The organism is Halogeometricum rufum, from assembly GCF_900112175.1.
GTDB classification, from domain to species: Archaea; Halobacteriota; Halobacteria; order Halobacteriales; family Haloferacaceae; genus Halogeometricum; species Halogeometricum rufum.
This window is the reverse complement of the sequence record NZ_FOYT01000001.1, coordinates 1062541-1085877: the sequence shown is the minus strand read 5'-3', so window position 1 is coordinate 1085877 and position 23337 is coordinate 1062541. Positions and strand designations below refer to the sequence as shown.

Annotated in this window: 24 protein-coding genes; 13 read left to right on the top strand and 11 right to left on the bottom strand. The window is 68.4% G+C overall.

Going from position 1 to position 23337, the window contains the following annotated elements; all coding sequences use genetic code 11:
- Window positions 1–105 precede the first annotated feature (105 nt).
- From BM310_RS05655 to BM310_RS05640, 4 genes are read left to right on the top strand one after another with little or no spacing between them, the layout of a single operon-like run.
- Window positions 106–711 carry a nitrous oxide reductase accessory protein NosL gene (locus BM310_RS05655; protein WP_089805423.1) on the top strand — a complete coding sequence of 202 codons (606 nt, stop codon included), beginning with the start codon at window positions 106–108 and terminating at the stop codon, window positions 709–711.
- Window positions 711–2666 (top strand): NosD domain-containing protein, encoded by a 1956-nt coding sequence (locus BM310_RS05650; protein ID WP_089805421.1) that lies wholly within the window; start codon window positions 711–713, stop codon window positions 2664–2666. Before BM310_RS05655 ends, BM310_RS05650 begins: the two co-directional genes overlap by 1 nt.
- A complete protein-coding gene (locus tag BM310_RS05645; protein WP_089807043.1) occupies window positions 2663–3514 on the top strand; it encodes an ABC transporter ATP-binding protein in 852 nt (283 codons plus the stop codon). The genes BM310_RS05650 and BM310_RS05645 overlap by 4 nt, the downstream gene beginning before the upstream one ends.
- A complete protein-coding gene (locus tag BM310_RS05640; protein WP_089805419.1) occupies window positions 3511–4347 on the top strand; it encodes an ABC transporter permease subunit in 837 nt (278 codons plus the stop codon). The genes BM310_RS05645 and BM310_RS05640 overlap by 4 nt, the downstream gene beginning before the upstream one ends.
- A gap of 44 nt (window positions 4348–4391) precedes the next feature.
- Here BM310_RS05640 and BM310_RS05635 read toward each other — a convergent pair whose 3' ends face one another.
- On the bottom strand, window positions 4392–5030 hold the full coding sequence (locus BM310_RS05635) for a ferredoxin--NADP reductase (protein ID WP_089805417.1): 639 nt from the start codon (window positions 5028–5030) through the stop codon (window positions 4392–4394).
- Between the two features lie 247 nt (window positions 5031–5277).
- On the opposite strand from BM310_RS05635, the gene BM310_RS05630 reads away from it, so the two are divergent.
- Window positions 5278–7023 (top strand): 2-oxoacid:acceptor oxidoreductase subunit alpha, encoded by a 1746-nt coding sequence (locus tag BM310_RS05630; RefSeq protein ID WP_089805415.1) that lies wholly within the window; start codon window positions 5278–5280, stop codon window positions 7021–7023.
- Between the two features lie 3 nt (window positions 7024–7026).
- Window positions 7027–7890, top strand: a complete 864-nt coding sequence (locus tag BM310_RS05625; protein WP_089805413.1) for a 2-oxoacid:ferredoxin oxidoreductase subunit beta — start codon at window positions 7027–7029, stop codon at window positions 7888–7890.
- Window positions 7891–7971: 81 nt separating this feature from the next.
- Here the strand turns inward: BM310_RS05625 and BM310_RS05620 are convergent, their stop codons facing one another.
- Window positions 7972–8337, bottom strand: coding sequence for a DUF7344 domain-containing protein (locus BM310_RS05620; protein ID WP_449271701.1), 366 nt, complete (start codon window positions 8335–8337; stop codon window positions 7972–7974).
- Between BM310_RS05620 and BM310_RS05615 the strand changes: the two genes are divergently transcribed.
- Window positions 8331–8690 carry a hypothetical protein gene (locus tag BM310_RS05615; protein ID WP_143105109.1) on the top strand — a complete coding sequence of 120 codons (360 nt, stop codon included), beginning with the start codon at window positions 8331–8333 and terminating at the stop codon, window positions 8688–8690. The two genes, BM310_RS05620 and BM310_RS05615, sit on opposite strands and share 7 nt — an antisense overlap.
- Before the next feature lie 72 nt (window positions 8691–8762).
- On the opposite strand, the gene BM310_RS05610 is transcribed toward BM310_RS05615, so the two are convergent.
- On the bottom strand, window positions 8763–9401 hold the full coding sequence (locus BM310_RS05610; RefSeq protein WP_089805407.1) for a DUF6517 family protein: 639 nt from the start codon (window positions 9399–9401) through the stop codon (window positions 8763–8765).
- A gap of 135 nt (window positions 9402–9536) precedes the next feature.
- Complete coding sequence (locus BM310_RS05605; RefSeq protein WP_089805405.1) at window positions 9537–9725, bottom strand: hypothetical protein; 189 nt, start codon at window positions 9723–9725, stop codon at window positions 9537–9539.
- A 142-nt stretch (window positions 9726–9867) separates the two neighbouring features.
- On the opposite strand from BM310_RS05605, the gene BM310_RS05600 reads away from it, so the two are divergent.
- From BM310_RS05600 to BM310_RS05590, 3 genes are all read left to right on the top strand, one after another.
- Window positions 9868–11235 (top strand): geranylgeranyl reductase family protein, encoded by a 1368-nt coding sequence (locus BM310_RS05600; protein WP_089805403.1) that lies wholly within the window; start codon window positions 9868–9870, stop codon window positions 11233–11235.
- Window positions 11236–11429: 194 nt separating this feature from the next.
- Window positions 11430–12263 carry an aldo/keto reductase gene (locus tag BM310_RS05595; RefSeq protein WP_089805401.1) on the top strand — a complete coding sequence of 278 codons (834 nt, stop codon included), beginning with the start codon at window positions 11430–11432 and terminating at the stop codon, window positions 12261–12263.
- Window positions 12264–12377: 114 nt separating this feature from the next.
- A complete protein-coding gene (locus BM310_RS05590) occupies window positions 12378–12575 on the top strand; it encodes a DUF7333 family protein (RefSeq protein WP_089805399.1) in 198 nt (65 codons plus the stop codon).
- A gap of 25 nt (window positions 12576–12600) precedes the next feature.
- Here the strand turns inward: BM310_RS05590 and BM310_RS05585 are convergent, their stop codons facing one another.
- The 4 genes from BM310_RS05585 to BM310_RS05570 form a co-directional block, all read right to left on the bottom strand.
- Window positions 12601–13719 (bottom strand): DUF373 family protein, encoded by a 1119-nt coding sequence (locus BM310_RS05585; protein ID WP_089805397.1) that lies wholly within the window; start codon window positions 13717–13719, stop codon window positions 12601–12603.
- A 103-nt stretch (window positions 13720–13822) separates the two neighbouring features.
- Window positions 13823–14839 (bottom strand): hypothetical protein, encoded by a 1017-nt coding sequence (locus BM310_RS05580; protein WP_089805395.1) that lies wholly within the window; start codon window positions 14837–14839, stop codon window positions 13823–13825.
- Between the two features lie 129 nt (window positions 14840–14968).
- The gene (sppA, locus tag BM310_RS05575) at window positions 14969–15973 is read right to left on the bottom strand and encodes a signal peptide peptidase SppA (RefSeq protein ID WP_089805393.1); all 1005 of its coding nucleotides are present in this window, start codon (window positions 15971–15973) and stop codon (window positions 14969–14971) included.
- Window positions 15974–16102: 129 nt separating this feature from the next.
- Entirely contained in the window at window positions 16103–17026 is a 924-nt protein-coding gene (locus BM310_RS05570) for a coiled-coil protein (protein ID WP_089805391.1), read from the bottom strand.
- Window positions 17027–17418: 392 nt separating this feature from the next.
- On the opposite strand from BM310_RS05570, the gene BM310_RS05565 reads away from it, so the two are divergent.
- The 3 genes from BM310_RS05565 to BM310_RS05555 all read left to right on the top strand — a co-directional run bounded on the left by BM310_RS05565 (window position 17419) and on the right by BM310_RS05555 (window position 20151).
- A complete protein-coding gene (locus BM310_RS05565) occupies window positions 17419–17850 on the top strand; it encodes a DUF371 domain-containing protein (RefSeq protein WP_089805389.1) in 432 nt (143 codons plus the stop codon).
- 53 nt (window positions 17851–17903) lie between these two features.
- Window positions 17904–18707, top strand: a complete 804-nt coding sequence (locus tag BM310_RS05560; protein ID WP_089805387.1) for an endonuclease III domain-containing protein — start codon at window positions 17904–17906, stop codon at window positions 18705–18707.
- 67 nt (window positions 18708–18774) lie between these two features.
- Window positions 18775–20151 (top strand): MFS transporter, encoded by a 1377-nt coding sequence (locus BM310_RS05555; RefSeq protein WP_089805385.1) that lies wholly within the window; start codon window positions 18775–18777, stop codon window positions 20149–20151.
- 78 nt (window positions 20152–20229) lie between these two features.
- Here the strand turns inward: BM310_RS05555 and BM310_RS05550 are convergent, their stop codons facing one another.
- From BM310_RS05550 to BM310_RS05540, 3 genes are all read right to left on the bottom strand, one after another.
- Entirely contained in the window at window positions 20230–20682 is a 453-nt protein-coding gene (locus tag BM310_RS05550; RefSeq protein ID WP_089805383.1) for a DUF7332 family protein, read from the bottom strand.
- 73 nt (window positions 20683–20755) lie between these two features.
- Window positions 20756–21151 (bottom strand): methylglyoxal synthase, encoded by a 396-nt coding sequence (locus BM310_RS05545; protein ID WP_089805381.1) that lies wholly within the window; start codon window positions 21149–21151, stop codon window positions 20756–20758.
- Window positions 21152–21221: 70 nt separating this feature from the next.
- Window positions 21222–23144 (bottom strand): beta-CASP ribonuclease aCPSF1, encoded by a 1923-nt coding sequence (locus BM310_RS05540; RefSeq protein WP_089805380.1) that lies wholly within the window; start codon window positions 23142–23144, stop codon window positions 21222–21224.
- Between the last annotated feature and the right edge of the window lie 193 nt (window positions 23145–23337).

Sequence of the window (23337 nt, the reverse complement as noted above, 5' to 3'; positions counted from 1 at the left end):
GCGCAGAATTTGCCGGGCAAATGATTAAGGATTCGGGTCCCGGCGCGGTGGTCGGCGAGACGAATCGACAAGCCAGTTATCCCCGCCCGGCGTGAACGTCAGCGTATGTGCAACCGACGACACGCGGACGGCGGTCCCGGACTCCGACGACGGCGCGTCCTCTTCGCCGGTGCCGCCGTGGGGGCGGCGGCGCTCTCGGGATGTCTCGGGGGCGGCGGTGGCGGCGACCGGGCGTCGGCGCCGCCGGCGGAGACGATACCCGAGGGCGCGACGTGCGAGGTGTGCGGGATGAACATTCGGCAGAACCCCGGCCCCTCGGCGGAGATTTTCTACCGCGACCAGCGACCGAACGACCACGAGAACCCCGCGCGGTTCGACAGCACGTGGGAGGCCTACCAGTACGAGTTCGAGAAGGACGACGCCGGGTGGGAGGACGTCGCCTTCTACGTCACCGACCACTCCGCGGTGGACTACCGGACGTTCGAGGACGGCGGCGACACGTTCATCTCGCGGCACTACGAGGCGTCGACGTTCGTGCCGGCCGCGGACGTGACGTACGTCGTGGACTCCGAGGTGAAGGGGGCGATGGGGCGTGACCTCGTCGGCTTCACCGAGGAGGCGGACGCGGAGTCGTTCCGGTCGGAGTGGGGCGGGTCGCTGGCGACGCACGACGAGGTGACGCCCGAAGTCGTCGCCGGCCTCGGGCGGTGATGGCGCTTCTCACGCCGTCGGAGACGAAGTGGGTCGTCGCCGCGGTGGCGGCGGTACTCGTCCTCGCCAGCCTCTCGTTCGCCCTGACGCCCGTCAGCGGCGAGCAACTGCGCCCCGTGGCGTTCTCCGACACCGTGAGCATGGGCGGGACGGGCGTCGACGCCCGTCGGGCCGACGCGGAGGGGTTCGCCATCCCGCGCGCGGAGGTGTTCTTCTCGGGCTACCGCTACGTCGTCGGCTACGTCGGCGTCGACACCGCGGCGAGCGAACTCGCCGACCCGGGGACGCAGCGACAGTTCGGGCGGCCGTTGGCCGTCTACGTCTCGGACTTCTCGACGGTGACGCCGACGCTGACCGACGAGGGGTTCGTCGTCCCCGAACGCGGCCGGGCCGTCGGGTGGACGGCCGGGCCGTCGGCCCACTTCGTCGTCGGCAGCGACGCCCGGGTCCCCTCCGGTCCGACGGTGCTCCCGTTCTCCGAGGCGGCGGACGCCCGGCGGTTCGCCGCGGCCCACGGCGGCAGCGTGGTGGACTGGGAGACGCTCCAGTCGCGCCTCGGCGACCGCCTGCAGGACCGCCTCGCCCGGTTCGAACGCGCGGAGGCGACTCGGCACGCGTGGGCGAACGACACGGTGGCGGCGGCCGAGGCGCGCGCGGACCGGCCGCGGTCGGTCGTCGTCGGCCGCGACGCCCCCACCGTCGCCGCCGCCGTCGCCGCGGCCCCGCCGAACACCACCGTCTACCTGCCGCCGGGGACGTACGACGTGGACGCCGTCGAGGTGAACGACTCCGTCACCCTCGCCGGCGCGGGGCCGGACACCGTCGTCCGCGGCGACGGCGAGGGGAGCGTCCTCGTCCTCCGGGCGGACGGCGCGGCGGTTCGGAACCTCCGCGTCGAGGGCGTCGGCCCCGTCGGAAGTCGCGGCGTCGACAGCCGAAACGAGTCGATGGACTGGGACACCACGGTCCAGTTGGCATACGGCTACGGCGACGCCGCCGTCGTGCTGGACGGCGTCGACGGCGGCGTCGTCGCCGACGTGACGATAGACACGCCCGCCAGCGGCGTCGTCGTCCGCGACAGCGACGACTCCGTGCTGCGGAACCTGACCGTCCGCGGCGCCGACACCGCCTCGGAGGGGTTCATGGGCGCCGTCCTCATCGGCGGGCGGAGCGTGGTCGAGGAGTCCACGTTCGTCGGCGGCCGCGACGGCGTCTACACGCACCGCGCGGACGGGAGCGTCGTCAGAGACAACCGCTTTTCGCCCGGTCGCTACGGCGTCCACGAGATGTACACCTCCGGGACGCTGGTCGCAGAAAACGCCGTGCGCGACGCGCAGATGGGCGTCGTCGTGATGACCCGACCGACGGACAACCTCGTCGTCGGCAACGTCGTCCGAGACAGCACCTACGGCGTCGTCCCCGCCGGCGGCGACTCCTACTACGGCGAGAACGTCCTCGTCGGCAACGTGTACGGTCTGACGGTCGCGGGCGACCGGAACACGTTCGACTCGAACGTCGTCGTCGACAACGAGGTGGGGATGCGCGCGGCGGAGATTCTGCCGTCGAACTGGGTGGTCCGCAACGACGTGGTGGACAACGAACGACGCGTCTCCTCGAACCTCGGCCCCCTGCGGACGTGGACGACACACGGCGTCGGCAACCACTGGGGCGCCCTCCCCATCCCGGACGCGAACGGCGACGGCGTCTACGACCGGGCGTACTACCCGTCCGGGACCGTAGACGGCCGCCTCGGCGAGACGCCGGGCGCGACGACGCTGGCGCAGTCGCCCGCCGCCGCGACCCTCCGCCGCGTCCGGGACGTGGTCTCGGGACTGCGACAGACGGGCGTCGTCGACACGGCGGCGCGGACGCGGCCGTTCGACCCGGCGGCGGTGGCCGCGGCGACCGGCGAGTGGAACGAGACGGCGTCGACGGGGGGAGGTGCGTCGGCGTGAGCGACGACGTGACCGAAGCCACCGGCGACGACGCCGCCGACGGCGAATCCGACGGCGACGAGGCCGGCGACGACGCGTCGAACGTCGCCCTGACCGTCTCGAACGCGACCCGGTCGTTCGGCGACGTCGGCGTCTTCTCGGACCTCTCGTTCACCGTCGAGCGCGGGGAACTGTTCGCCCTCGTCGGCCCGAACGGCTCCGGGAAGTCCACGCTGCTGGAGGTGCTGGCGGGCGTCAGACCGGCCGACTCCGGGTCGGTGGCCGTCTCGCGACGGGCGGCGGGCGTCCGCGACGTGGGTTACCTCCCGCAGCGACCCGCCTTCCGCGCGGGCTTCTCCGTCCGGGACACCCTCCAGTTCTACTCGCAGTTCCTCGACGGCGTCGGCGACGACGAGGTGACCGAAACGCTCGAACGGGTCGGACTGGCCGGCGTCGCCGACCGGAAGGTCGGGTCGCTCTCGGGCGGGATGACCCGACTGCTCGGCCTCGGGCAGGCGGTGCTGGGCGACCCGGCGGTGGTCGTCCTCGACGAACCCGGCAGCGGACTCGACCCGGCGATGGTGGAGCGCCTGTTCTCCGTCGTCGGCGAACTCGCCGCCTCGGGGTCGGCCGTCGTCGTCGCCTCCCACGAACTCCCGGCCATCGAGGCGCACGCCGACACCGTCGCCGTCCTCGACCGGGGGTCGTTCGTCGCCCGCGACGCGCCCGCGTCGCTCCTGACGGCCACGGAGTCGTCGTCGCTCTCGGAGGCGTTCCTCCGCCTCGTCGAGGCCGACGCCGGGTCGGTCACCGTGCGCGCGGACGCCGCCGCGGCGACGGGCGGGACCGAGGGAGGTGGCGACCGATGAACGAGTCGGTCGAACACCTGTTCGTCGTGGCGACGCGGGAACTCCGGACCGTCGTGCGGACGCCCGCGCTCCTCGCGCTCTCGGCGGCGTTCGCGGCCAGCGTCGTCGGCGTCGCGTGGGCCGGGACGGGCGGCGGCGGCGGGTTCGTCCCGCTGACGCTGGACCTGCTGACGTTCGTCGAGGTGCTGGTCCCGTTGCTCGCGTTCGCCTACGGCTACCGGACCATCGTGGACGACAGGCTGACGGGCGAACTCGACGTCCTCCGGACGTACGACGTGAGCCGGTTCGCCTACGTCGGCGGCGTCTACGTCGGCCGCGGCGTGGCGCTGGTCGGCACCGTCGTCGTCGCCCTCGTCCTCGGCGGCGCACTCGTGCCGCTCTTGACCGCCGACGTGCCGACGTTCCTCGCGGTGAACACGGCCGCCGACTCGGCGTTGCGGTTCGTCCGGTTCGTCGTCCTCGCGGCGGCGTTCACGCTGGTCGTCCTCGCGGCGACGCTCGCCGTCTCCGCGGCGGCGCGGACCGTCCGGACGGCGTTCGCGCTGGCGGCCGTCCTCGCCGCGCTGTTCGTCCTCGGCATCGACACGACGCTGTTGGCGGGCCTCGCGGCCGGCGTCGTGCCGGCGGACGGCGTCGGCGCGCTCCTCGCGTTCAGCCCGAACAGCGCGTTCCGGGGGCTCGTCCTGTCGGCCGCCGTCGGCGTCGTCGGCGGCGCGGAGGTGGCCGCCGGCGACCCTCTCTGGAACCTCGTCGGCCTGTTCGTCTGGTGGGCCGTCGGCCTCGGCGTCGCCGTCTGGCGCGTCTGGCCCGCCGTCGAGGACGTGAGCGACTGAGGGTCGGCCGGCACGCGCGTCCGCCTCGTCGACCCGGCCGCTATTCAGCCGAAGTTCTCGACTTTCGCGGCGTCGGCGTCGCCGCCGGCCGCCTCGATGGCCGCCTCGGCCTCCTCGACGAAGTCGTCGAAGCCGTAGACGAACACCTGTTCGGCCTCCTCGCCCGTCACCGCGTCGGCGACGGCGGAGCCGATTGCGCCCTCGGTGACGACGACGGACGCGCCCGCGTCGCGGAGTGCGTCTAGTCTTTCTGCGTGCGCGGGCGCGTCCGTCTGGTAGACGACGGCCACCTCGTTGCCGTCGGCGACGGCCGCCTCGCCGATGCCGACGGCGGGCCCCACGCCCGGCCCGCCGGCGAGGACGACGACGCACGACTCCTCCTGGTAGTAACTCCGGCCGAACGGCCCGGAGACGTCGAGTTCGTCGCCCTCTCGGAGGTCGGTGAGGTGCCGGCTGAACGGCCCGGCCTCCTCGGGGTCGACGCCGACGGTGACCTCGAACGTCTCCTCGACCCCCGGCGAGGAGAGCGTGTAGAATCGGCTGTACTCCTCGCCGTCGACGGTCCCGGAGAGCTTCACGAACTGGCCGGGTTCCGCCTCGAAGCCGTCGGGCGTCTCGAACTCGATGGCGACCGTTCCCGGCCCGACCTCTCGGACCGCGGCGACCGCGACTGTCGCATCCATGGACGCCGGTTCGGGAGGGCCGCCGAAGGGTCTTGCCATCGCGGCGGCGCGGGGGGAGTCATCACCCACGCTGGTTCGGTTGACGAACCCGTCATTATTTGCGATTGACGTACCGAGACGCGGCGTTGCCGAGTCGAGAAATGCCCGGACGGCGGGTGAACTGCGGCATTTTCTCGGATAGAGTCGTTCATCGTTTTCAATGCCTTTCAGAAGGCTTTTCATCGGGCCACGGGTACCCCCCAACCACATGCCTGCGGACTTCAACTGGGCCATCGGCGGGGAAGCCGGCGATGGCATCGATTCGACGGGGAAGATCTTCGCCCAGGCACTCTCTCGGGCTGGACGACACGTCTTCACCTCGAAGGACTTCGCGTCGCGTATCCGCGGTGGGTACACGGCGTACAAGGTCCGGACAGCGGTGGACCCGGTGCAGAGCGTCGTGGACCGACTCGACGTGCTCATCGCACTGACTCCCCGAACTATCGAGGAGAACCTCGACGAACTCCACGAGGGTTCCGTCATCATCTACGACGGTGAGCGGACCACGATGGAGAACGTCGAGATACCCGAGGGGATGATCGGGCTGGACGTTCCCCTCAAGCGACTCGCCGAGGAAGCCGGTGGGGCAATCATGCGCAACGTCGTCGCACTCGGTGCGGCGTGCGAAGTCGCCGACTTCCCCATCGAGAACCTCGACAGCGCACTGGAGAAGCGCTTCGGGTCGAAAGGTCAGCAACTCGTCGACAACAACAAGGAGGCCGCCCGGAAGGGCCAGAACTACGTCGACGACGAGTACGACCACGACTTCGACTACGACCTCGAGACGACCGACGAGGACTACGTCCTCCTGAACGGCGACGAGGCCATCGGGATGGGCGCCATCGCCGCCGGCTGTAAGTTCTACGCCGGCTACCCCATCACGCCCGCGACGGACGTGATGGAGTACCTGACGGGCCGCATCGAGAACTTCGGCGGCCACGTCGTCCAGGCGGAAGACGAACTGTCGGCCATCAACATGGCGCTGGGCGCCGCCCGCGCCGGCGCTCGGTCGATGACCGCCACCTCCGGTCCCGGTATCGACCTGATGACCGAGACGTTCGGGCTGGTCGCCACGAGCGAGACGCCCCTCGTCATCTGCGACGTGATGCGTTCGGGTCCCTCGACGGGGATGCCGACGAAGCAGGAGCAGGGCGACCTGAACATGCTCCTCTACGGCGGCCACGGCGAGGTGCCGCGCTTCGTCCTCGCGCCGACGACCATCTCGGAGTGCTTCTGGAAGACCGTCGAGGCGTTCAACCTCGCCGAGAAGTACCAGACGCCGGTCTATCTGACGGCGGACCTCTCGCTGGCGGTCACGGAGCAGACGTTCTCGCCGGAGACGTTCGACATGGACGAGGTCGAAATCGACCGCGGCAAGGTCGTCGACGACGACACCATCTCCGAGTGGCAGAACGAGAAGGGGCAGTTCCAGCCCCACGCCGTCACCGACGACGGCGTCTCCCCCCGCGCGTTCCCCGGCACGGCCGAGGGCGCACACATGTCCACCGGTCTCGAACACGACGAACTCGGCCGCCGGACCGAGGACACGGACATGCGCATCGAACAGGTGGACAAACGCAACCGAAAGGTCGAGACGGCGAAGGCCGAAGAGGACTGGAGTCCCCGCGAGTTCGGGAACCCCGACTCCGACAACCTCGTCGTCTCGTGGGGGTCGAACGAGGGCGCGATGGTCGAGGCCATCGACATGCTCGAAGACGAGGGCGTCGACGTGCGCTTCCTCTCGATTCCCTACATGTTCCCGCGCTACGACCTGACCGACGAGTTCGAGGACGCCGAGGACGTCGTCGTAGTCGAGTGTAACGCCACGGGGCAGTTCGCCGACGTCATCGAGCACGACACACTTACACGCGTCAAGCGGGTGAACAAGTACAACGGTGTCCGGTTCAAGGCGGACGAACTCGCGGCGGACATCAAAGAGACGCTGGAGGCCTAAGCAATGAGCTCCGAAATCCGATTCACGGACTTCAAGTCCGACAAGCAACCGACGTGGTGCCCCGGCTGTGGGGACTTCGGCACGATGAACGGGATGATGAAAGCCCTCGCGAACACGGGGAACGACCCCGACAACACGTTCGTCGTCGCCGGTATCGGCTGTTCCGGTAAAATCGGGACGTACATGCACTCGTACGCCCTGCACGGCGTCCACGGGCGAGCGCTCCCCGTCGGCGCCGGCGTGAAACTCGCCAACCCCGACCTCGAAGTGATGGTCGCGGGCGGCGACGGCGACGGCTACTCCATCGGGTCCGGCCACTTCATCCACGCCGTCCGACGGAACGTCGACATGACGTACGTCGTGATGGACAACCGCATCTACGGCCTGACGAAGGGACAGGCGTCGCCCACCTCGCGCGAGGACTTCGAGACGTCCACGACGCCCGAGGGCCCGCAGCAACCCCCCGTCAACCCGATGGCGCTGGCGCTCGCTTCGGGCGCGACGTTCATCGCTCAGTCGTTCTCGACGGACGCGCAGCGACACGCCGAAATCGTCGAGAAGGCCATCGAACACGACGGCTTCGGCTTCGTCAACGTGTTCAGCCCGTGCGTCACGTTCAACGACGTGGACACGTACGACTACTTCCGCGACTCGCTCGTCGACCTCGCCGAGGAGGGCCACGACCCGACCGACTACGACGCCGCCAAGGACGCCATCCTCGACGCCGACAAGGAGTTCCAGGGCGTCGTCTGGCAGGACGAGTCTTCGGTCTCCTACGGCGAGAAACACGGCGTGACCGAGAACATGTCCGAGGTAGACGAGGGCGCGCCCGAGGGCGCGATGGACCTCGTCCGCGAGTTCTACTGAGGCGGGACCGGGGGCGCGGTACCGTCCCGACCCGATTCTTCTTTCGTCTCCGCGCCGACCGACGGCGGCGTCGAACGCCGGTCACTCGGCCAGGAGCGTGTCGCCGCGACTGCCGGTGAGCGCGTCGGACGCGGTGGCCAGTTGCGAGAGCGCGCAGTCGTCCAGTTCGGCGAGCACGTTGTCGTCTGTCCGGTAGGTGAGGACGCCCGCGGCGTCCAGTTTCGGGAGGTGCCGGTGGTGGAGTTGCAGTTCGAGCCTGCTCGTCACCATCGCCGTCTCGGCGGTGGTCGTCTCGGACTGCGCGAAGAGCGATGCCGCCACCGCGTCTGCGACCCGTGGCAACGAAACGGGCGCGTCGAGCGTCCGGCCGGCGTCCACGACTGCGCGTCGAACGCGGTTACCCAGGAGGGACAGAACCGCATCTCGTTCCAGAGGAGGGGATGTCACGATTAGTCGCACGCGCTGCCGATACAAATACCACCTGTGAGGAGGGCGACGACAACAGCCCGCCGGTCGGCGAGGTGGCCGGACGGGACGCGACGGCCGAACTCGGCGACGGCGTGGCCGTCCTGACGCCGCAGCGGTCGGTTCGGCCGTTGCGACCGGACGGCGGCGGCGGTGACCGCGAGTACGTCGCCCGCGCCCTCCGTCTCGACGACGAGGCGGCGATGGTCGTCTCCGCCCGGGAGAACGGCGGCGTTGGGACGGGTCGGGAGTCCGTCGTCTGGAGTCGCGACGCCGGCCCCGGCGTCGGATTCGTCCGCCTCGTCTCCGGCGTCCTCGCCGACGCGACCGGCTAGCCGCGAGAGGTCCCCCGACCACGGTCCGCCACAGAGCCTCCCTCGTCCCCGTCCGCGCCCGCCGTCACTCGGTCACACCGTGCGGTACTCCGCGGCGGCGAGCATCCGACTCACGGCGTCGCGTTCGTCCATCGTGGCCGGATGGACCGAGACGGCGACGACCACGTCGCCCTCGTGTTCGACCGAGGCGGCGTGTACCCGAACGTCCGCGCGCCCCGCGTCCGTCTCGACGACGCCGGCGTACGTCGTCAGCGGCGCCGTCGTCCCGAGGAACGTCACGTTCCGGACGGACTGTTCGCGGAGGTCGGTCACGTTCTCGACGCCGCCCAGCGTGCGGGCCCGACCCGCGAGTGCGAGTCCCGCCCGGACGGCGTTCGGGTCCGTCGCGCCGCGAAGCGGGTTGACCGACGCGCCGGCGATGCGGACGTCCGGCGTCGTGACGAGGAGGAGCGCGGCCGTCCGGTCGGCCGCGACGGTGCGAGAGTGGCCCGCGAGGTGCCCCGTGACGGTCACCTCCCCGCCGACGCCGCCGCCGCCGACGGGAATCCGGAACGGGACTCTCGTCTCGTTGCCCGCGACGTAGCCCTCGCGTTCGGACGCCGCCGTCGGAATCGTCGTCGCGCCGGCGTCCGCGTCGACTAGCGTTCCGAGACACCCCGAGAGCGCGACGAGGACGACGACACAGCACAACGGCACCGACCGGCGGAACATGACTCCGATACGACTGTCGAGAGCATGACCGTTGCTGTCACCCGGTCTGCCGGAAGGGCGGACGCGAGGCGTCGAGAGCGCGGCGAGACGGGAGAACGTCGGGGGGAGGGGGTCGGATGAAGCGGGTCCGACGAGTCAGTCCTCGACGCGTTCGGCGTACAGACGGTACCGAGCGTCACAGTCGAGACAGCGCGCGTCCTCGGACTCGATGAGTTCCGTGACCAACACCTCGCCGAACTCGCACTCCGGGCAGTCGTAGACGAGCGAATCGCCCGCGATTCGGTGCGCGAACGCGTTGGTGTTCTCCGTGGTGAGTTGCGACATTATTTGCCACCTCATGAATACGTCAACACGTGACGTAGTAAATCTAAGGGACCGTTTCTCGTCCCTTCGAGAGAGGCAGAATATGCGGTTCAGCGGGGTGATACGGTTTATTTTTATGACGGCACGGACAACGTGAGGTAACATGCCAGCGGAAGCCTACGACATGGTCGTCGTCGGCGGGGGCACGGCGGGAGCCTTCGCCGCGGCCACCGCGGCGTCCGAGGGTCTCGACGTCGTCCTCCTCGAACGGAAGTCCGAGGAGGAAGCAGGCCACATCGCCTGCGGCGACGCCATCAAGGGCACGAGCACCTTCCCCGACGTCATCGACCTCGACTATCTGAAAGACGAGTCGTTCACCAACCAGAACATCACGCGCGCGGTGTTCGAGAACCCCCGCGGCGAGGACCTGGACGTCCCGTTCCGCGGTGCCGGTGCGGTCGTCGACCGGAAGCGCTACGGCGAGATAATCCTCGAAGAGGCCGAGCGCCTGGGCACGGAGATGCACTTCGAGACCGTCGTGCAGGACGTGACGCAGGACGACGACGGCCGCGTCACCGGCGTCCGCGCCAAGCGGAACGGCAGCGTCGTCGAGTACGAGGCCGAGGTGACCATCGACGGCGCCGGCGCGCTCTCTATTCTGCAGGACAAGACGGACTTCTCGGGGACGACGTTCGACACGAACGTCTCGTACTCGCAGTTCTGCTCGGCGTACCGCGAGGTCATCGACGTACCCGAACCGGTCGAGTACGAGGACGCCATCGTGTTCAAACCGGCCGCGGAACTCGGCTACCTCTGGTACTTCCCGCGCACCGCGACGGAGATAAACGTCGGTCTCGGCTTCCAGATGACCGAGGACCCGATGAAGCTGGTGGACGAACTCAAGCGTGACCTCCGCAACCGACCCGAGTTCCAGGGCGGGACGGTGAAGAACAAACTCGGCGCGGCCCTGCCGACGCGCCGCCCCTACGACTCCGCCGTCGCGCCGGGGTTCATCGCCGCGGGGGACTCCGCCGGCCACGTCAACCCCACCACCGGCGGCGGCATCCCCGGTGCGGCCCAGTCCGCTCACTGGGCGGCTAAACACGCCGTGAACGCCATCTCCGACGGCGACGTGAGCGAGGCGAACCTCTGGGAGTACAACCGCGACGTGATGACGGACTTCGGCAAGCGGTTCGCCGCCGTGGACCTCTACAACATCTGGGGGATGGCCCACGAGATGGACGAACTCGTCGAAATCGTCTCCTCGCTCCCGGGACAGCAACTCCTCGACTCGCTCAGTAAGGGCTCCTCGAAGATGAGCTTCGGGCTCCAACTGCAGACGCTGGTGAAGACGTTCGGTCACTGGGACGCCCTGTACGAACTGTACAGCGTCCGAAAGCGGGCGCAGGAGATAACGCGGCTCTACAACGCCTACCCCTCCTCGCCGCGCGGGTTCGAGGGCTGGCAGCGCTCCCGCGACGCCGTGATGGACGACCTGTACGAACTCGTCGGCACCGACCCCAAGTACTGACGTCACCTCCCTTCCGTCGTCCCGGCGACGACCCGTTCCGCCTCCTCCGTCTCCCCCGTCCCGTCCAGTTCGCGGACCTCGTTCGCGGCGGTGTCCGAACCGCTCCGCGGACGCGACACGTTCGCACGCTTTCCGGCATACGAACCACCCTGCCGCAACGTCTTTTGGCGCGACGACCCTCTTCTCGTCTGACTATGTCTGAACAGCAGTCTCTCGCCCCCGAAGACGTGCCGCGAGCGAACGGTATGCCGATGCTCGGTCTCGGCACGTGGCAGAACGACGACCCGACGGACTGTGCGCGGTCCGTCGAGACGGCGCTGAACATGGGCTATCGGCACGTCGACACCGCCCAGATATACGGTAACGAGGAGGCGGTCGGCGAGGGCATCGCGAACGCCGACGTCGACCGCGAGGACGTCTTCCTCGCGACGAAAGTGTGGACGGACAACCTCGCGTACGACGACGTCATCGAATCGACCGAGGAGAGTCTGGAGAAACTAGGCGTCGAGTCCGTGGACCTGCTGTACGTCCACTGGCCGTCCGGCGAGTACAGCCCCGAGGAGACGCTCCGCGCGTTCGACGAACTGTACGACGAGGGCCGCATCGACCGCATCGGCGTCAGCAACTTCCAGCCCGAACACGTTGAGACGGCCGTCGAGTACACCGAGGCGCCCGTCTTCGCCAATCAGGTCGAACTGCACCCCCTGCTCCCGCAGGAGGAACTTCGCGAGGCGTGCGCGGAACACGACGTCGAAGTCGTCGCCTACTCGCCGCTGGCGCGCGGCGAGGTGTTCGACGTGCCCGAACTCGAGGAGATTGCCGACGAACACGGCGTGAGCGCCGCGCAGGTGTCGCTGGCGTGGCTCCGCGAGAAGGGCGTCACGGCCATCCCGAAGGCGACGAGCGAGGACCACATCGACGACAACTGGGACTCGCTCCGCCTCGAACTCGAACCGGAGGACGTCGAGCGCATCGACGCCATCGACCGCACCGACCGGCAGGTCGACCCCGACTTCGCTCCCTGGTAACCGGCACCGCGACCGCACCCGTTTCGAGCATCGAACCACTCTCGGCTCCCGTCACGCCCTCTTTCGGCGTCCGATTGAGAAACCGATTAGGCGACGGCGTCCTAACGACGGCGTATGGAGTTCGACCTGACGGTGACGGTGGGAGCGCTCGTAGGACTCGTCGTCCTCGGAACCGTTGCGCTCGTCGGTATGGGATTCATGGCGACGAGCACGGTGCTGATGATGGTGACGCCGGCGATGCTCGTCTTCGGCGCTATCTGCCTCGCACTGGGAGTCAAACACGGCGAGTACCGCGCTCGCGGCGCGCGGTAACTGCCCCTTCTGTCGACGGTTCGTTCTACTGTTCGACGGCGTCCTCGAGCGTCTCGCTCTCGCTCATCGTGGCGGCGACGCGGACGCCGATGGCGCTGACGAAGATACCGCCGACGATGAACAGCGCGAGTCGCTGCTGGGCCGAGACGGTCCAGCCGAACAGGACGGCGTCCGCGAGAATCCCCTCTCGCTGGAGGAACCAGCCGGCGAAGCCGCGGACGACGAGTCCGAGGGCGACGACGCCGAACGGGAGGTTCATGTACTGCCGACTCACGCCGTCGGCGCCGATGAGTTCGTCGAGGAGGCGTCCGGCGCTGGCCGTCAACGCGGCCAGCGCCAGCCACGGGACGGCGTGGTAGACGAACTGCATCGTCGAGATGAGCGTCGCGCCCGTGCCGGCGTTCGCCTGCGGGGTCACCGAGAGGGCGCCGAGGAACGCGCCGACGAGCGTGAGGCCCGCGGCGACGACGTAGGTGACGATGGATACCTGCCCGGAGTAGAGCGCGTCCCGGACTCTGTCGGGCGACTCGGCCAGCAGTTGGTCGATGGCCAACCCCTTGTAGAGCAACACCGCTCCGAGGACGGAGCCGAGTCCGGCCAGCGCGATCTCCGGCGAGAAGCGCGTCAACAGCAGCGGCATCAGGAGCAGCGTCGCGCCGAGGGGGACGAGCACCGTCGAGCGGAGTTCCTCGTCGGCGAGGAACTGCTTGAGCAGGTAGTACGTCGATTCGATGTCGTGCGCCTGCCGGACGACCACCCGGTCGACGGAGTCGACGCGGAGTCGACTCTCGATGACGGGGACGACACGTTCGTCGCCCGCGCTGTCCACGACGACGATGGCCGATTCGGGCTCGTACTCGGCGACGAGTTCGTCCACCTGTGCGGCCAGCGAGCGGTCCGCGCCGACGAGCGTCTCCGACGCCCCGGAGACGACGGCGACGACGGAGTCTTCGTGTTCGTCGCGCAAGTCGCGAGCGACGCGGAGCGCTTCGAGCAGGCAGTTCACGTTGGAGTCCTCCGGGTCGGCCAGTCCCACGTCGGTGACGAGCGACCGGACCGCCTCCCACCCGACGACGGGCGTCGGGACACCCGCCTTCCGTCCGATGTCGTTCGAACGGTCCACACAGAGGACGAGCGTGGTCACACCCGTGCGAACGTCTCTCCGGGTTAAAGTATTCTCGGTAGCGGGGTGGAACGTCGGCGTTTCGGTTCCGGTCGGCCGAACCGTCGGCGGGACCCGACGGCCGTCACAGGTGGAGTTCGTCCTCCTGTTCGGGCGTCGTGAACGGCGTGATGGCGATGGTTCGCTGCGTGACGACGGCCAGTCGGAGCGCGTACGAGAACAGCACGGCGAGCGGAAGCAGTCCGACGGCCGCTATCGCCGGGACGCTGGCGGACGGGAGCGCTCTGACGGCGGCCGTCTCGCCGGCCGAACTCAGCACCAGGAGCGACGAGATGAGCACCACCTCGGCGACGACGCCGGCGTACAGGAGGACGCGGGAGATGTAGGCGAGTTCCGTCTGGATGTACAGCGTCTTGAAGTACTGCCGCGCGACGTCTATCTCCTGCAGTTTCGAGACGATGTCGTCGGTGAGGTCCGTGGCCGACTCCGAGAGCGCCTCCCGGTGTCTGGACCGGAGCCGGCGTATCTGGTAGATTCGGTCCGCGTAGTTCGTCGTCAACAGCGCCGAGAGGGTGTCGAACGTCCCCGCCCCGTTCCCCTCGATGAGGCGGTCCACCCGGTCGACGTGTTCGGTGAGGTTGGTGACGATGTCGTCGGTGTCGGCCCGCAGTTGCTCGTCGTCCGCCGACGCGGTCAGCCCACCGAGTCGCTGCAGGTCGCGTCGGATGCTCTCGAGGAGGAGTTTCAGGAAGTCCGACGGCGTGACCGGGACCACCTCCGTTCGGTCGGGGTCGATGGCCTGCCGGCGGTACTCGTTGACCTTCTCGATGTCCTCGCGGAGTTCGCCGGGGGAACCCAACTGCCGGGAGATGATGACCTGATTGATGGAGATGACGAGGGTGACGAGCGTGAGGTTGCCGCCGACGAGACTGCTCAGGATGTAGAGGATGGCCGTCTGGTTGGTGAACCGGACCAGTCCGGCGGCCCAGAGCCCGTAGAAGACGAACAGGAAGCCGACGAACAGGCAGATACCGAGGATGGGGCGACTGCCGACGAGGAACACCCATCGGGTCGGACTGTCTCGGAGGTCGTTCAACTCATCGACGATGACCATCGGAACGAGTGACGTGACGGAGTTCATGGCGACAGACGAAGGGAACGGGCGCGGGGACGCGCGCCGCCGTACGCCGCTGAGGGACGGCCGACCTAAACCCGTGGTGGCCCGTCGCCTCCCGAGCACTCCGGAGCGGACCGCCCCGGTCGCCGGCGCTCAGAGGCGGAACCGGAACTCCGACGCCTCGTCGTCGAACGCCGAGGCGACGCCCGCACCGAGTGCGAAGGCGACCCGTTCGGTGCCACCGCGGAGGCGCGAGACGAGGCTCTCGCCGGACGAGAACTCCCGGACGGACACCGCCTCCGTGCCGAGCAGTGCCGCGAGTCGGTCCTCGACGTCCTCGCGGGTGCCGAGTTCGTCCACGAGACCGAGTTCGTGCGCGTCGGACCCGAGGTAGACGCGGGCTTCGGTGTCGCGAACCGTCTCGGGGTCCATATCGCGCCCCTCGGCCACCCGTTCGACGAAGTCGTCGTAGTAGTCGTCGACGATGCCCTGCAGGTAGGCGCGTTCCTCCTCCGAGGGTTCCTTCAGCGCGGTGCCCGCGTCCTTGTACTTCCCGGCGGCGAACCGCTCGTACGAGACGCCGAGTCGCTCGGCGAGTTCGTGGACGTTCACCGACGACCCGATGACGCCGATGCTCCCGACGATGCTCACGTCGTGTGCCCATATCTCGTCGCACACGCTGGCGATCCAGTAGCCGCCGCTGGCGCAGGTATCGGTCGCGTAGGCGACGGTCGGCCCGTCGAACGCCGCCGCCGCCCGGCGGATATCGTCGCTCGGGAGGACCGCGCCGCCCGGCGTGTTCAGACGGACGAGCAGCGCCGACACGGCGTCGTCGTCGTCGGCCGCGCGTATCTGTTCGACCACGTCGTCGCTCGACGCGCCGCCCGGTCGGTTCGGGAAGCCGGTCGGCCCGCCGTCGCGGGTGATGGGACCCTCGACGCCGACTTCGGCCACGTCGTAGTCGGGGAATCGGGCGGACGCGACGCGACTCCCGAGTCGGACGCCGAGGAACACCGTCGCGACGACCAGAAGGACGCCGAGCAGACTCGCCAGGTCGTACGGGACGACGTAGAACAGGAGCCACCCCGCCAGTCCAGCGACGGCGGCGACGGCGACCACGAGGACGCCGCGTTCGAGGCTCCGCTCTCGGTCGGTCACGCCGTCTCACCAACGACTGTCATGCCTGTCGGTGGGACTCCGTAGTGATAAAAGATAGTCGCGTCGCGCCCGCCGGCGTGGCGGCCGCTCGGGGTCGTGAGAAAACGTAGAAGATACGCGCTCCGGCGCTTAGAGAAGCCCCGTCTTCTGGAGCTTCATCAGGTCCTCGGTGTCGAGGGTCTCGCCTTCCTTGAACTTCTGGTAGATCTCTTCGGCCTCTTCCTTGGCGGCCTCGCGCTTCTCGGCGCGTTCGGCGTCGCGCTCTTCTTCCTCCTGCTTGTCGAGTTCGCGGAGCCGCTTCTGGACGCGGACGAAGTCCTCGTGGTGGCGGTCGGCAGCCTCCTGCGCTTCCACGAACAGTTCGTGCATCGCGTCGGCCTTGTCGCGGATGTCGTCGGCCTCACGGTAGGCCTCGATCATCTGGTTGTGGTGTTCCTGCGCCTTGTCGGCGAGTTCCGTCACCTTCTGGTGGTGCTGGGACGCCTCCGAGCGGACCTCCTCGGCCTCCTCGATGAGTTCCTCGAGCTCGCCGCTGTCTTCGACTTTGTCCTTCTTCTGACGGAGTTCCTCGCGCTTGTTCTCGATCTTCTCGATGAGTTCGCGCTCGTCCTCCGTCGAGAGGACTTCGGTCTGCTGGCGGAATTCGAGCTGCTCGATCTCCTCTTTGAGCTCCTCGATGTCCTTGCCGTCGTCGAGCTCGAGGTCCTCCTTCATCTGTTCGACCTTGTCGAACAGTTCGTTGGCCTCGGCGTTCAGCTCGTTTCGCTTGTTCTTGTGCTCTTGGACCTGCTCGTTCAGCTCGTCGCGCTTCTCGCGGTGCTCCTGGGCCTCGTCGACCTTCTCGCGAGTCTTCGCGTTCAGGTCGTCGCGCTTGGAAGCGCGCTCGGAGGCCATCTGGTTCAGGTCGTTTCGTCGGTCGCGGAGCTGTCCCGCGAGTTTGATGAGCTGACCTTTGGAGCCGCTGTCGAGTTGGTCGTCCGTGAGCTCAACGTTGTCCGAATCGCTGAGCTCCTGTACGTCGTATTCCGTGAGAACGTCTTGCTGTGTCACCATGCGTGATCAAACCTCGATACCATTACCACTCCGTGCGTGGCGGCTGCTCGTGGTGGTGCTGCCGACCGTGGATAAGAATTCCCGATCATTCTGCGTGCTGTGCCGCCGGAACGCCGGAGGCGTTCTGGTACCTACACATTGTACGTAGCAGTATATAAGTCCTCCGGTGGTTCCGACCCCTGAAAACCGCTACCACGGGGCGTGAAACGGCACGATACCCCGGTTTCGAGTGTGAGACGGGGCATATAAAGTCCCGTGGTAACAACACGCATGGTTAGCGTTCGTCGGCGTGGGCGCGGCTTCGAGCAGGCGTTCGGGGGCCGGCGGCCGCGCCGATGGCCGGACGCGGCCGAATCGAGTGCGATTTACCGCCGCGACGGCCACCTCGGAGTATGCACGAAGAAGTCGTTCGCGCGCGCGGGCACGAGAACGTCTCCGCCGAACACGAGAGCACGTTCGAGGTCACGTCCGACGACTGGCTCACCCCCGCAGGAGACTGCATCCTCGCTGTCGAGGCGGACCGGACCCCCGCCGACTTCGACGAGGCGTTCGTGGACGCCTGCCGGGACGCCGACGCGACCCTCACAGCCACCGTCGAAGTCGAGGGCCCCGACGGCGAGACGTACCGACAGACCGTCGAGGGGCGCGGCCACCCCGACCTGAGCTTCGCGGGGGACCGCAGTCACGTCGGGCGCACCAGCGACTACGTGGACGACCGCACGATACTGGTCGGCGCAGACGCCGCGGCGGCCGACTTCGACCGTGACCTCGTGTCGGCACTGGCCGACGGCGGCGACGTGACGTTCACGCTCCGGGTGGAGTGAGGACGACGGCCGCATCCCGACCGCTTTTCGAGACGGCGTCCTATCCTCCGAGCATGCCCGAGGAACCTGCGGAGAACATCAGCGGCGGCGACGGCGGCGGCGGCACGCCCGCGGCGTTCGCGCCCGGCGAGGCCGACTCCCGCGCGGAGGCCGTCGTCGACGAGTTGGGGCGGATGTACTGGCAGAAGGCCTACGGCGGACAGGACGCCTTCGAGTGCCTCGTCCGGACCATCCTCAGCCAGAACACCAGCGACGTGGCGAGCCAACCCGCCCACGACGCGTTGATGGAGCGGTATGCCGGCCGAGCGGACCTCGCAGAAGCACTCGCCGACGCCGAACGGGCCGCACTCGCCGAGACCATCTCCTCGGCGGGGCTCTACAACCAGAAGTCCGAGATGATACTCGGCGCGGCCGAGCGAATCTGCGACGAGTTCGGCGGGGCCGACGGCTTCGACGACTTCGTGAAGGACGAGGACCCCGGCGCGGTCAGAGACCGACTCCTCGACATCCACGGCGTCGGGCCCAAGACGGCAGACTGCGTCCTCCTGTTCGCGGGCGGCCGCGGCGGCGTCTTCCCCGTCGACACCCACGTCCACCGCATCGCGCGGCGCATGGGCCTCGCTCCCGCCGACGCCGACCACGAGGGAGTGCGCGAGGCCCTCGAACGCGACGTGCCCGCCGAGAAGTGCGGTTTCGGTCACACCGCGATGATTCAGTTCGGCCGCGAGTACTGCTCCGCGCGGAAGCCGGCGTGTCTCGACGGGCCGGAGGCGTGTCCGCTGTACGACCTGTGCGACCGCGTGGGCGTGGACGAGGTGGACGAGACGGTGGTCGACCCCTCGACTGCGGAGGAGTGACCCGTCGGCGAGGCGTCGCGTTCGCGTTCCCCCGAGTTTAACACGCCCGCGAGCGACCACCGGCAGCATGGACGGTCAGGGGCAGCGAATCGGTGACGTCGTCGATACCATCCCGGTGGGGCGCTTTCACTGGCTGGTGATGGCGACCGTGGGCGGCGTCTGGGCCGCCATGGCGATGTCGATACTCGCCGTCTCCTTCGCGCTCCCGACGTTCATCGAGATCTGGAACCTGTCGGGGTTCACCGCGGGCGTCCTCGGAAGCGCGAGTCTGCTCGGGATGCTCGTGGGCAACACCGTCGGCGGGTGGTACGCCGACCGCGCGGGGCGCAAGCGCACGCTCGTCGCGTCCGTCGTCACGTTCTCGGTCTTCACCGCGCTGACCGCGCTCGCGGTCGGCCTGTACTCGGCCATCGGTCTCCGGTTCGTGACGGGCATCGGCCTCGGCGGGGGACTCGTCGCGGGCGCGTCGTACCTCGCCGAGCAACTCCCCTCGCAGGTCCGCGGTCGGTTCGTCACGTACCTCGAAGCGTGCTTCTCGGTCGGCAGCATCGCGGTGGTGGCGCTCGCGTGGGGCGTCTTCTCGGTTCTCACCGGTCCGGACGGGACGGTCGGCGGCGTGGCGGCGTGGCGCGTGTTCTTCGCCGCCGGTATCCTGCCGCTCGGTCTCGCGGTCGTCGCGGCCCGCTCGCTCCCGCGGTCGCCGTACTTCCTCGCCCGACAGGGCCGGACGGACGCCGCGACCGAGGCGCTCGAAACGATGGCCGTCCTGAACCGGGTCGAACCGCCGTCGACGTCCGGTCCGTGGCGCGCCGCCGACCCGGACGACACGGGGTATCGGCGGCTGTTCGACCCCGAGTTGGTCGGGACGACGGTCCTGCTCGCGAGCCTCTGGGTCGTCGTCAACCTCGCGTTCTACGGCATCTTCACCTGGCTCCCCGACACCGTCGCGAACGCGGGGTACGCCGACGACCTCTACCGCTTCCTGTTCGTCGTCACCGTCTTCCAGTTGACCGGACAGCTCAGCGCGGCGTACCTCATCGAGGTTCTCGGCCGCAAGTGGACGCTCGGCGGGTTCACCATCCTCGGCGGCGCCGGGACGTTGCTGTTCGCGGCGGCGATTCCCGGCGCCGGTATCGACCTCGGCGCGGCCCGAACGGAGGCGTTCCTGTTCGGCCTGTTCGTGATGGGGTTCGCGGTGCTCGGGGCGTGGGCGGTGCTGTACGCGTACACCTCGGAGGTGTTCCCCACGGAGGTCCGCTCGACGGGTCTGGGGGTCACCGGCTCCATCGGGAAGGTCGCCGCGGCCGCCGGCCCGGTGTTCTTCGGGACGCTCGCACAGTTCGGCTATCTCGTCGCGCTCGCTCCCGTCGCGGTGTCGCTCTTCGTCGCCGGGGTCGCGCTGTTGGTCTGGGGAGTCGAGACGAAGGGCCGGACGCTGCTGTGAGCCTCGTCGACCCGCGCATCGAGCCGGTCGTCCGCGGAAGAGGTCGGTGAGTAGGTGGGTCGAACAGGTTCCCTCCCCTCAACAGCCCCGCGAGTCCACGCCACTCACCGGCGACTCGTCCGTCTCGTAACTCGAGTCGTCCACCAACCCCGCGAACATCGGCAACTCGAACGAGTAGTCGAACAGGATGGCGAACCGCGAGAACGGGTTCGCGAGGAACTCCTCGGCCGGGCCGACGCCGTCGAAGACGACGCCCGTGCGGAGTTCGATTATCGTCGCGTTCAGCGCCGTCCCGCGCGCCTCCATGCCGAGTGCGCCGGCGTCGGTGAGGTTCGTGAACAGCGAGGTGTGGACGGTCACGGCGATGCCCGGCCCCTCGGTGCCGATGTCCAACTCGTGGCCGCCGCCGGGGAAGCACACCGGTTCGGACCCGTCGTCACCGCCCGCCTGCGCGGCGACGGGTGCCGCGACGGCCGCGGTGAGGACGGCGACGGCGAGAGCCGCCGCGAGCGCGCGCTCGAGATGTCGCATAGGGAGACTGTCTCCCGAATCGGACTTGAACGTTCGGACCGACTATCAGTCGGGAGAATCCGACGGGCGCGCCTCACTCGGTGGGGTCGAACTCCACGTCGAGTTGGTACAGCAGTTCGTCGAGGACGGCGTCCGCGCTGGCGAGGTTGGTGGCGAGTGGCACGTCGTGCACGTCGCAGATTCGGAGCAACGCGGTGATGTCGGGTTCGTGCGGTTGCGCGGTGAGTGGGTCGCGGAGGAAGACGACGCCGTGGCAGTCCTCGCTGGCGATCTCCGCGCCGATCTGCATGTCGCCGCCGAGGGGGCCCGACTGCTTGCGTTCGACGTCCAGGTCCGTCGCGTCGACGAGGCGCTTGCCCGTCGTCCCCGTCGCCGTCAGGTCGAAGTGTGCCAGGTCGTCCTCCCGGTTCTGTGCGAACTCGATGAGGTCCGGTTTCTTCTCGTCGTGTGCGATGAGCGCGAGACGCATACCACACCGTGCGGGTGGCAGCGGTAAGAAGGTGCGCGGTGCCGTCGGCCGAGGCGTCGAGCGGTGCGCGTTACTTGAAGCGGAACGTCTCGAGGTTCTTCGGCGCGAACGTGCGCATGTTGTAGTTGTGGTACAGCGCCGAGGAGAGGTCCTGCACGGAGCGTTCGTCGCCGTGGACGCACAGCACTTTCTCCGGACGCGGGTTCATCGTCTTCACGAAGTTCTCCAGACCGGCCCGGTCGGCGTGGCCGGAGAAGCCGTCGACCGTCTCCACGTCCATCTTCAGTGTGAGCGTGTTCGAGCGACCCATGTTGTCGCGGTCGTTCATGGGAATCTCGTCCCACCCGTTCTGGATGCGACGGCCGAGCGTTCCCTGCGCCTGGTAGCCGACGAAGACGAGGCGCGATTTCGGGTCGGGGCCGACGTGGCGGAGCCACGACATGATGGGGCCGCCCGTCACCATCCCGGAGGTGGAGAGGACGATGGCCGGGCCGCCGTCGGCGACCTCCTGCCGTTCGTCCTCGCCGGCGTCGATGTGGTTGAACTCGTCGGCGAGGAACGGGTTCTCGTCCTCGTGGAAGATGCGGTCGCGCAGGTCGTCGCGGAGGTACTCGGGGTACGTCGTGTGGATGGCCGTCGCCTCCCATATCATCCCGTCGAGGTGGACGGGCATCTCCGGAATCTTGCCCGAGCGCATCGCCTCTTCGAGGACGAGCATGATCTCCTGAGAGCGACCGACCGCGAACGCCGGGATGAGGACCTTCCCGCCGCGGTCGTGCGTCTCGTTGATGACGTCGATGAGCTTCTGTTCGGAGTCCTCTTGGTCGGTCTGGTAGTCGTTGCGCCCGCCGTACGTCGATTCGAGGACGAGCGTCTCCACGCGCGGGAAGTCGTTGACCGCGCCGTTGAACAGGCGCGTGTCCTCGTAGTGGATGTCGCCCGAGAACGCCACGTTGTAGAGGCCGTCGCCGATGTGGAAGTGCGACACCGCCGAGCCGAGGATGTGGCCCGCGTTGTGGAACGTGAGCTTCACGTCGGGCGCGATGTCGGTCACGTCGCCGTATTCCAGCGGGATGCAGTGCTTGATGGCCTCGCGGACCATCTCGGACTCGTAGGGCGGCGTCCGTCCCTCCTTGGCCGCCACGTCGAGGTAGTCGAGCGTGAGCAGGCCCATCAGGTCCCGCGTCGGTTCGGTCGTGTAGATGGGGCCGTCGTAGCCGTACTTGAACAGGAGCGGGATGAGCGCCGAGTGGTCGAGGTGGGCGTGGGTGAGGACGACGGCGTCGAGCGAGTTCGCCCCGGACCCGAGCGCTTCGGGCACCTGCAGGTACGGCACGTCGTCGGATCCCGGCTTGTCACCGCAGTCGACGAGGATGCGCGTCTCCGGCGTCGAGAGGATGAACGAGGCGCGACCGACTTCGCGGCAACATCCGAGCGTGGAGATGCGGACCCACTCGTCGTCGGAGAGTTGTTCGCGGTGTATCTGCCGGCCGACCCGTTCGAGAATCTGCCGTCGCTCGTCGCGTTCTTGCTTCAGGAAGTTCCGCACGTTCGAGACCGTCGAGGACTCGATGGGCGGCGTCCGGACGACTTCGGGCGTCCAGCCGACCTCCTGCGTTATCTTGCGGAGCGTCGAGCCGTGTCGGCCGATGACCATCCCGGGTTTGGCCGCCTCGATGACGACTTCGCCGGTGTCCTCGTGGAAGTCGAGGTCCGTGACGCCGGCCTCGTCGGGGATGACGCCGAGTACCTGCTCCTCCGCCTCTCGCGGCGGCGAGAGGACGTCCGGGTCGGGTCGGACCGTGATTCGCTTTCGAAGTTTGCTGGCGAGCTTTCGGATGAGGTCGCCGTTCTGTGCGAACTTCTTCGGGTCGCGCGTGTACACGACCAGTTCCGGTCCCTCGTACTTGACGTCGGAGACCGAGATGTCCGAAGGGAGTTCGTTCGTTATCTCTGCTTTCAGTTCCTCGAGCTGCTTGTCTACTGAACTCATAAGTGAGTACCACTCGTCCGTGTCGTGACGGACGGTAGCGGGGTCGGGCTCTCGCTGCCTCGCAGGAAGTCGACCGACGAGACGGTCACTACGGCCGCACGGTCGGACTGGATGTAATCGTGAGAGAGCATAGGGTAGTCTGCGGTCGTATCGCTATCTCCGGCTATCCTGACTGCGGGAAGAGGCAGGGAAA

Coding starts and splice junctions, on each gene's coding strand:
- BM310_RS05655 (WP_089805423.1), top strand. CDS start 106: ATGTGCAACCGACGACACGCGGACGGCGGTCCCGGACTCCGACGACGG.
- BM310_RS05650 (WP_089805421.1), top strand. CDS start 711: ATGGCGCTTCTCACGCCGTCGGAGACGAAGTGGGTCGTCGCCGCGGTG.
- BM310_RS05640 (WP_089805419.1), top strand. CDS start 3,511: ATGAACGAGTCGGTCGAACACCTGTTCGTCGTGGCGACGCGGGAACTC.
- BM310_RS05635 (WP_089805417.1), bottom strand. CDS start 5,030: ATGGATGCGACAGTCGCGGTCGCCGCGGTCCGAGAGGTCGGGCCGGGA.
- BM310_RS05630 (WP_089805415.1), top strand. CDS start 5,278: ATGCCTGCGGACTTCAACTGGGCCATCGGCGGGGAAGCCGGCGATGGC.
- BM310_RS05625 (WP_089805413.1), top strand. CDS start 7,027: ATGAGCTCCGAAATCCGATTCACGGACTTCAAGTCCGACAAGCAACCG.
- BM310_RS05615 (WP_143105109.1), top strand. CDS start 8,331: ATGTCACGATTAGTCGCACGCGCTGCCGATACAAATACCACCTGTGAG.
- BM310_RS05610 (WP_089805407.1), bottom strand. CDS start 9,401: ATGTTCCGCCGGTCGGTGCCGTTGTGCTGTGTCGTCGTCCTCGTCGCG.
- BM310_RS05605 (WP_089805405.1), bottom strand. CDS start 9,725: ATGTCGCAACTCACCACGGAGAACACCAACGCGTTCGCGCACCGAATC.
- BM310_RS05600 (WP_089805403.1), top strand. CDS start 9,868: ATGCCAGCGGAAGCCTACGACATGGTCGTCGTCGGCGGGGGCACGGCG.
- BM310_RS05595 (WP_089805401.1), top strand. CDS start 11,430: ATGTCTGAACAGCAGTCTCTCGCCCCCGAAGACGTGCCGCGAGCGAAC.
- BM310_RS05590 (WP_089805399.1), top strand. CDS start 12,378: ATGGAGTTCGACCTGACGGTGACGGTGGGAGCGCTCGTAGGACTCGTC.
- BM310_RS05580 (WP_089805395.1), bottom strand. CDS start 14,839: ATGAACTCCGTCACGTCACTCGTTCCGATGGTCATCGTCGATGAGTTG.
- BM310_RS05570 (WP_089805391.1), bottom strand. CDS start 17,026: ATGGTGACACAGCAAGACGTTCTCACGGAATACGACGTACAGGAGCTC.
- BM310_RS05565 (WP_089805389.1), top strand. CDS start 17,419: ATGCACGAAGAAGTCGTTCGCGCGCGCGGGCACGAGAACGTCTCCGCC.
- BM310_RS05560 (WP_089805387.1), top strand. CDS start 17,904: ATGCCCGAGGAACCTGCGGAGAACATCAGCGGCGGCGACGGCGGCGGC.
- BM310_RS05555 (WP_089805385.1), top strand. CDS start 18,775: ATGGACGGTCAGGGGCAGCGAATCGGTGACGTCGTCGATACCATCCCG.
- BM310_RS05550 (WP_089805383.1), bottom strand. CDS start 20,682: ATGCGACATCTCGAGCGCGCGCTCGCGGCGGCTCTCGCCGTCGCCGTC.
- BM310_RS05545 (WP_089805381.1), bottom strand. CDS start 21,151: ATGCGTCTCGCGCTCATCGCACACGACGAGAAGAAACCGGACCTCATC.
- BM310_RS05540 (WP_089805380.1), bottom strand. CDS start 23,144: ATGAGTTCAGTAGACAAGCAGCTCGAGGAACTGAAAGCAGAGATAACG.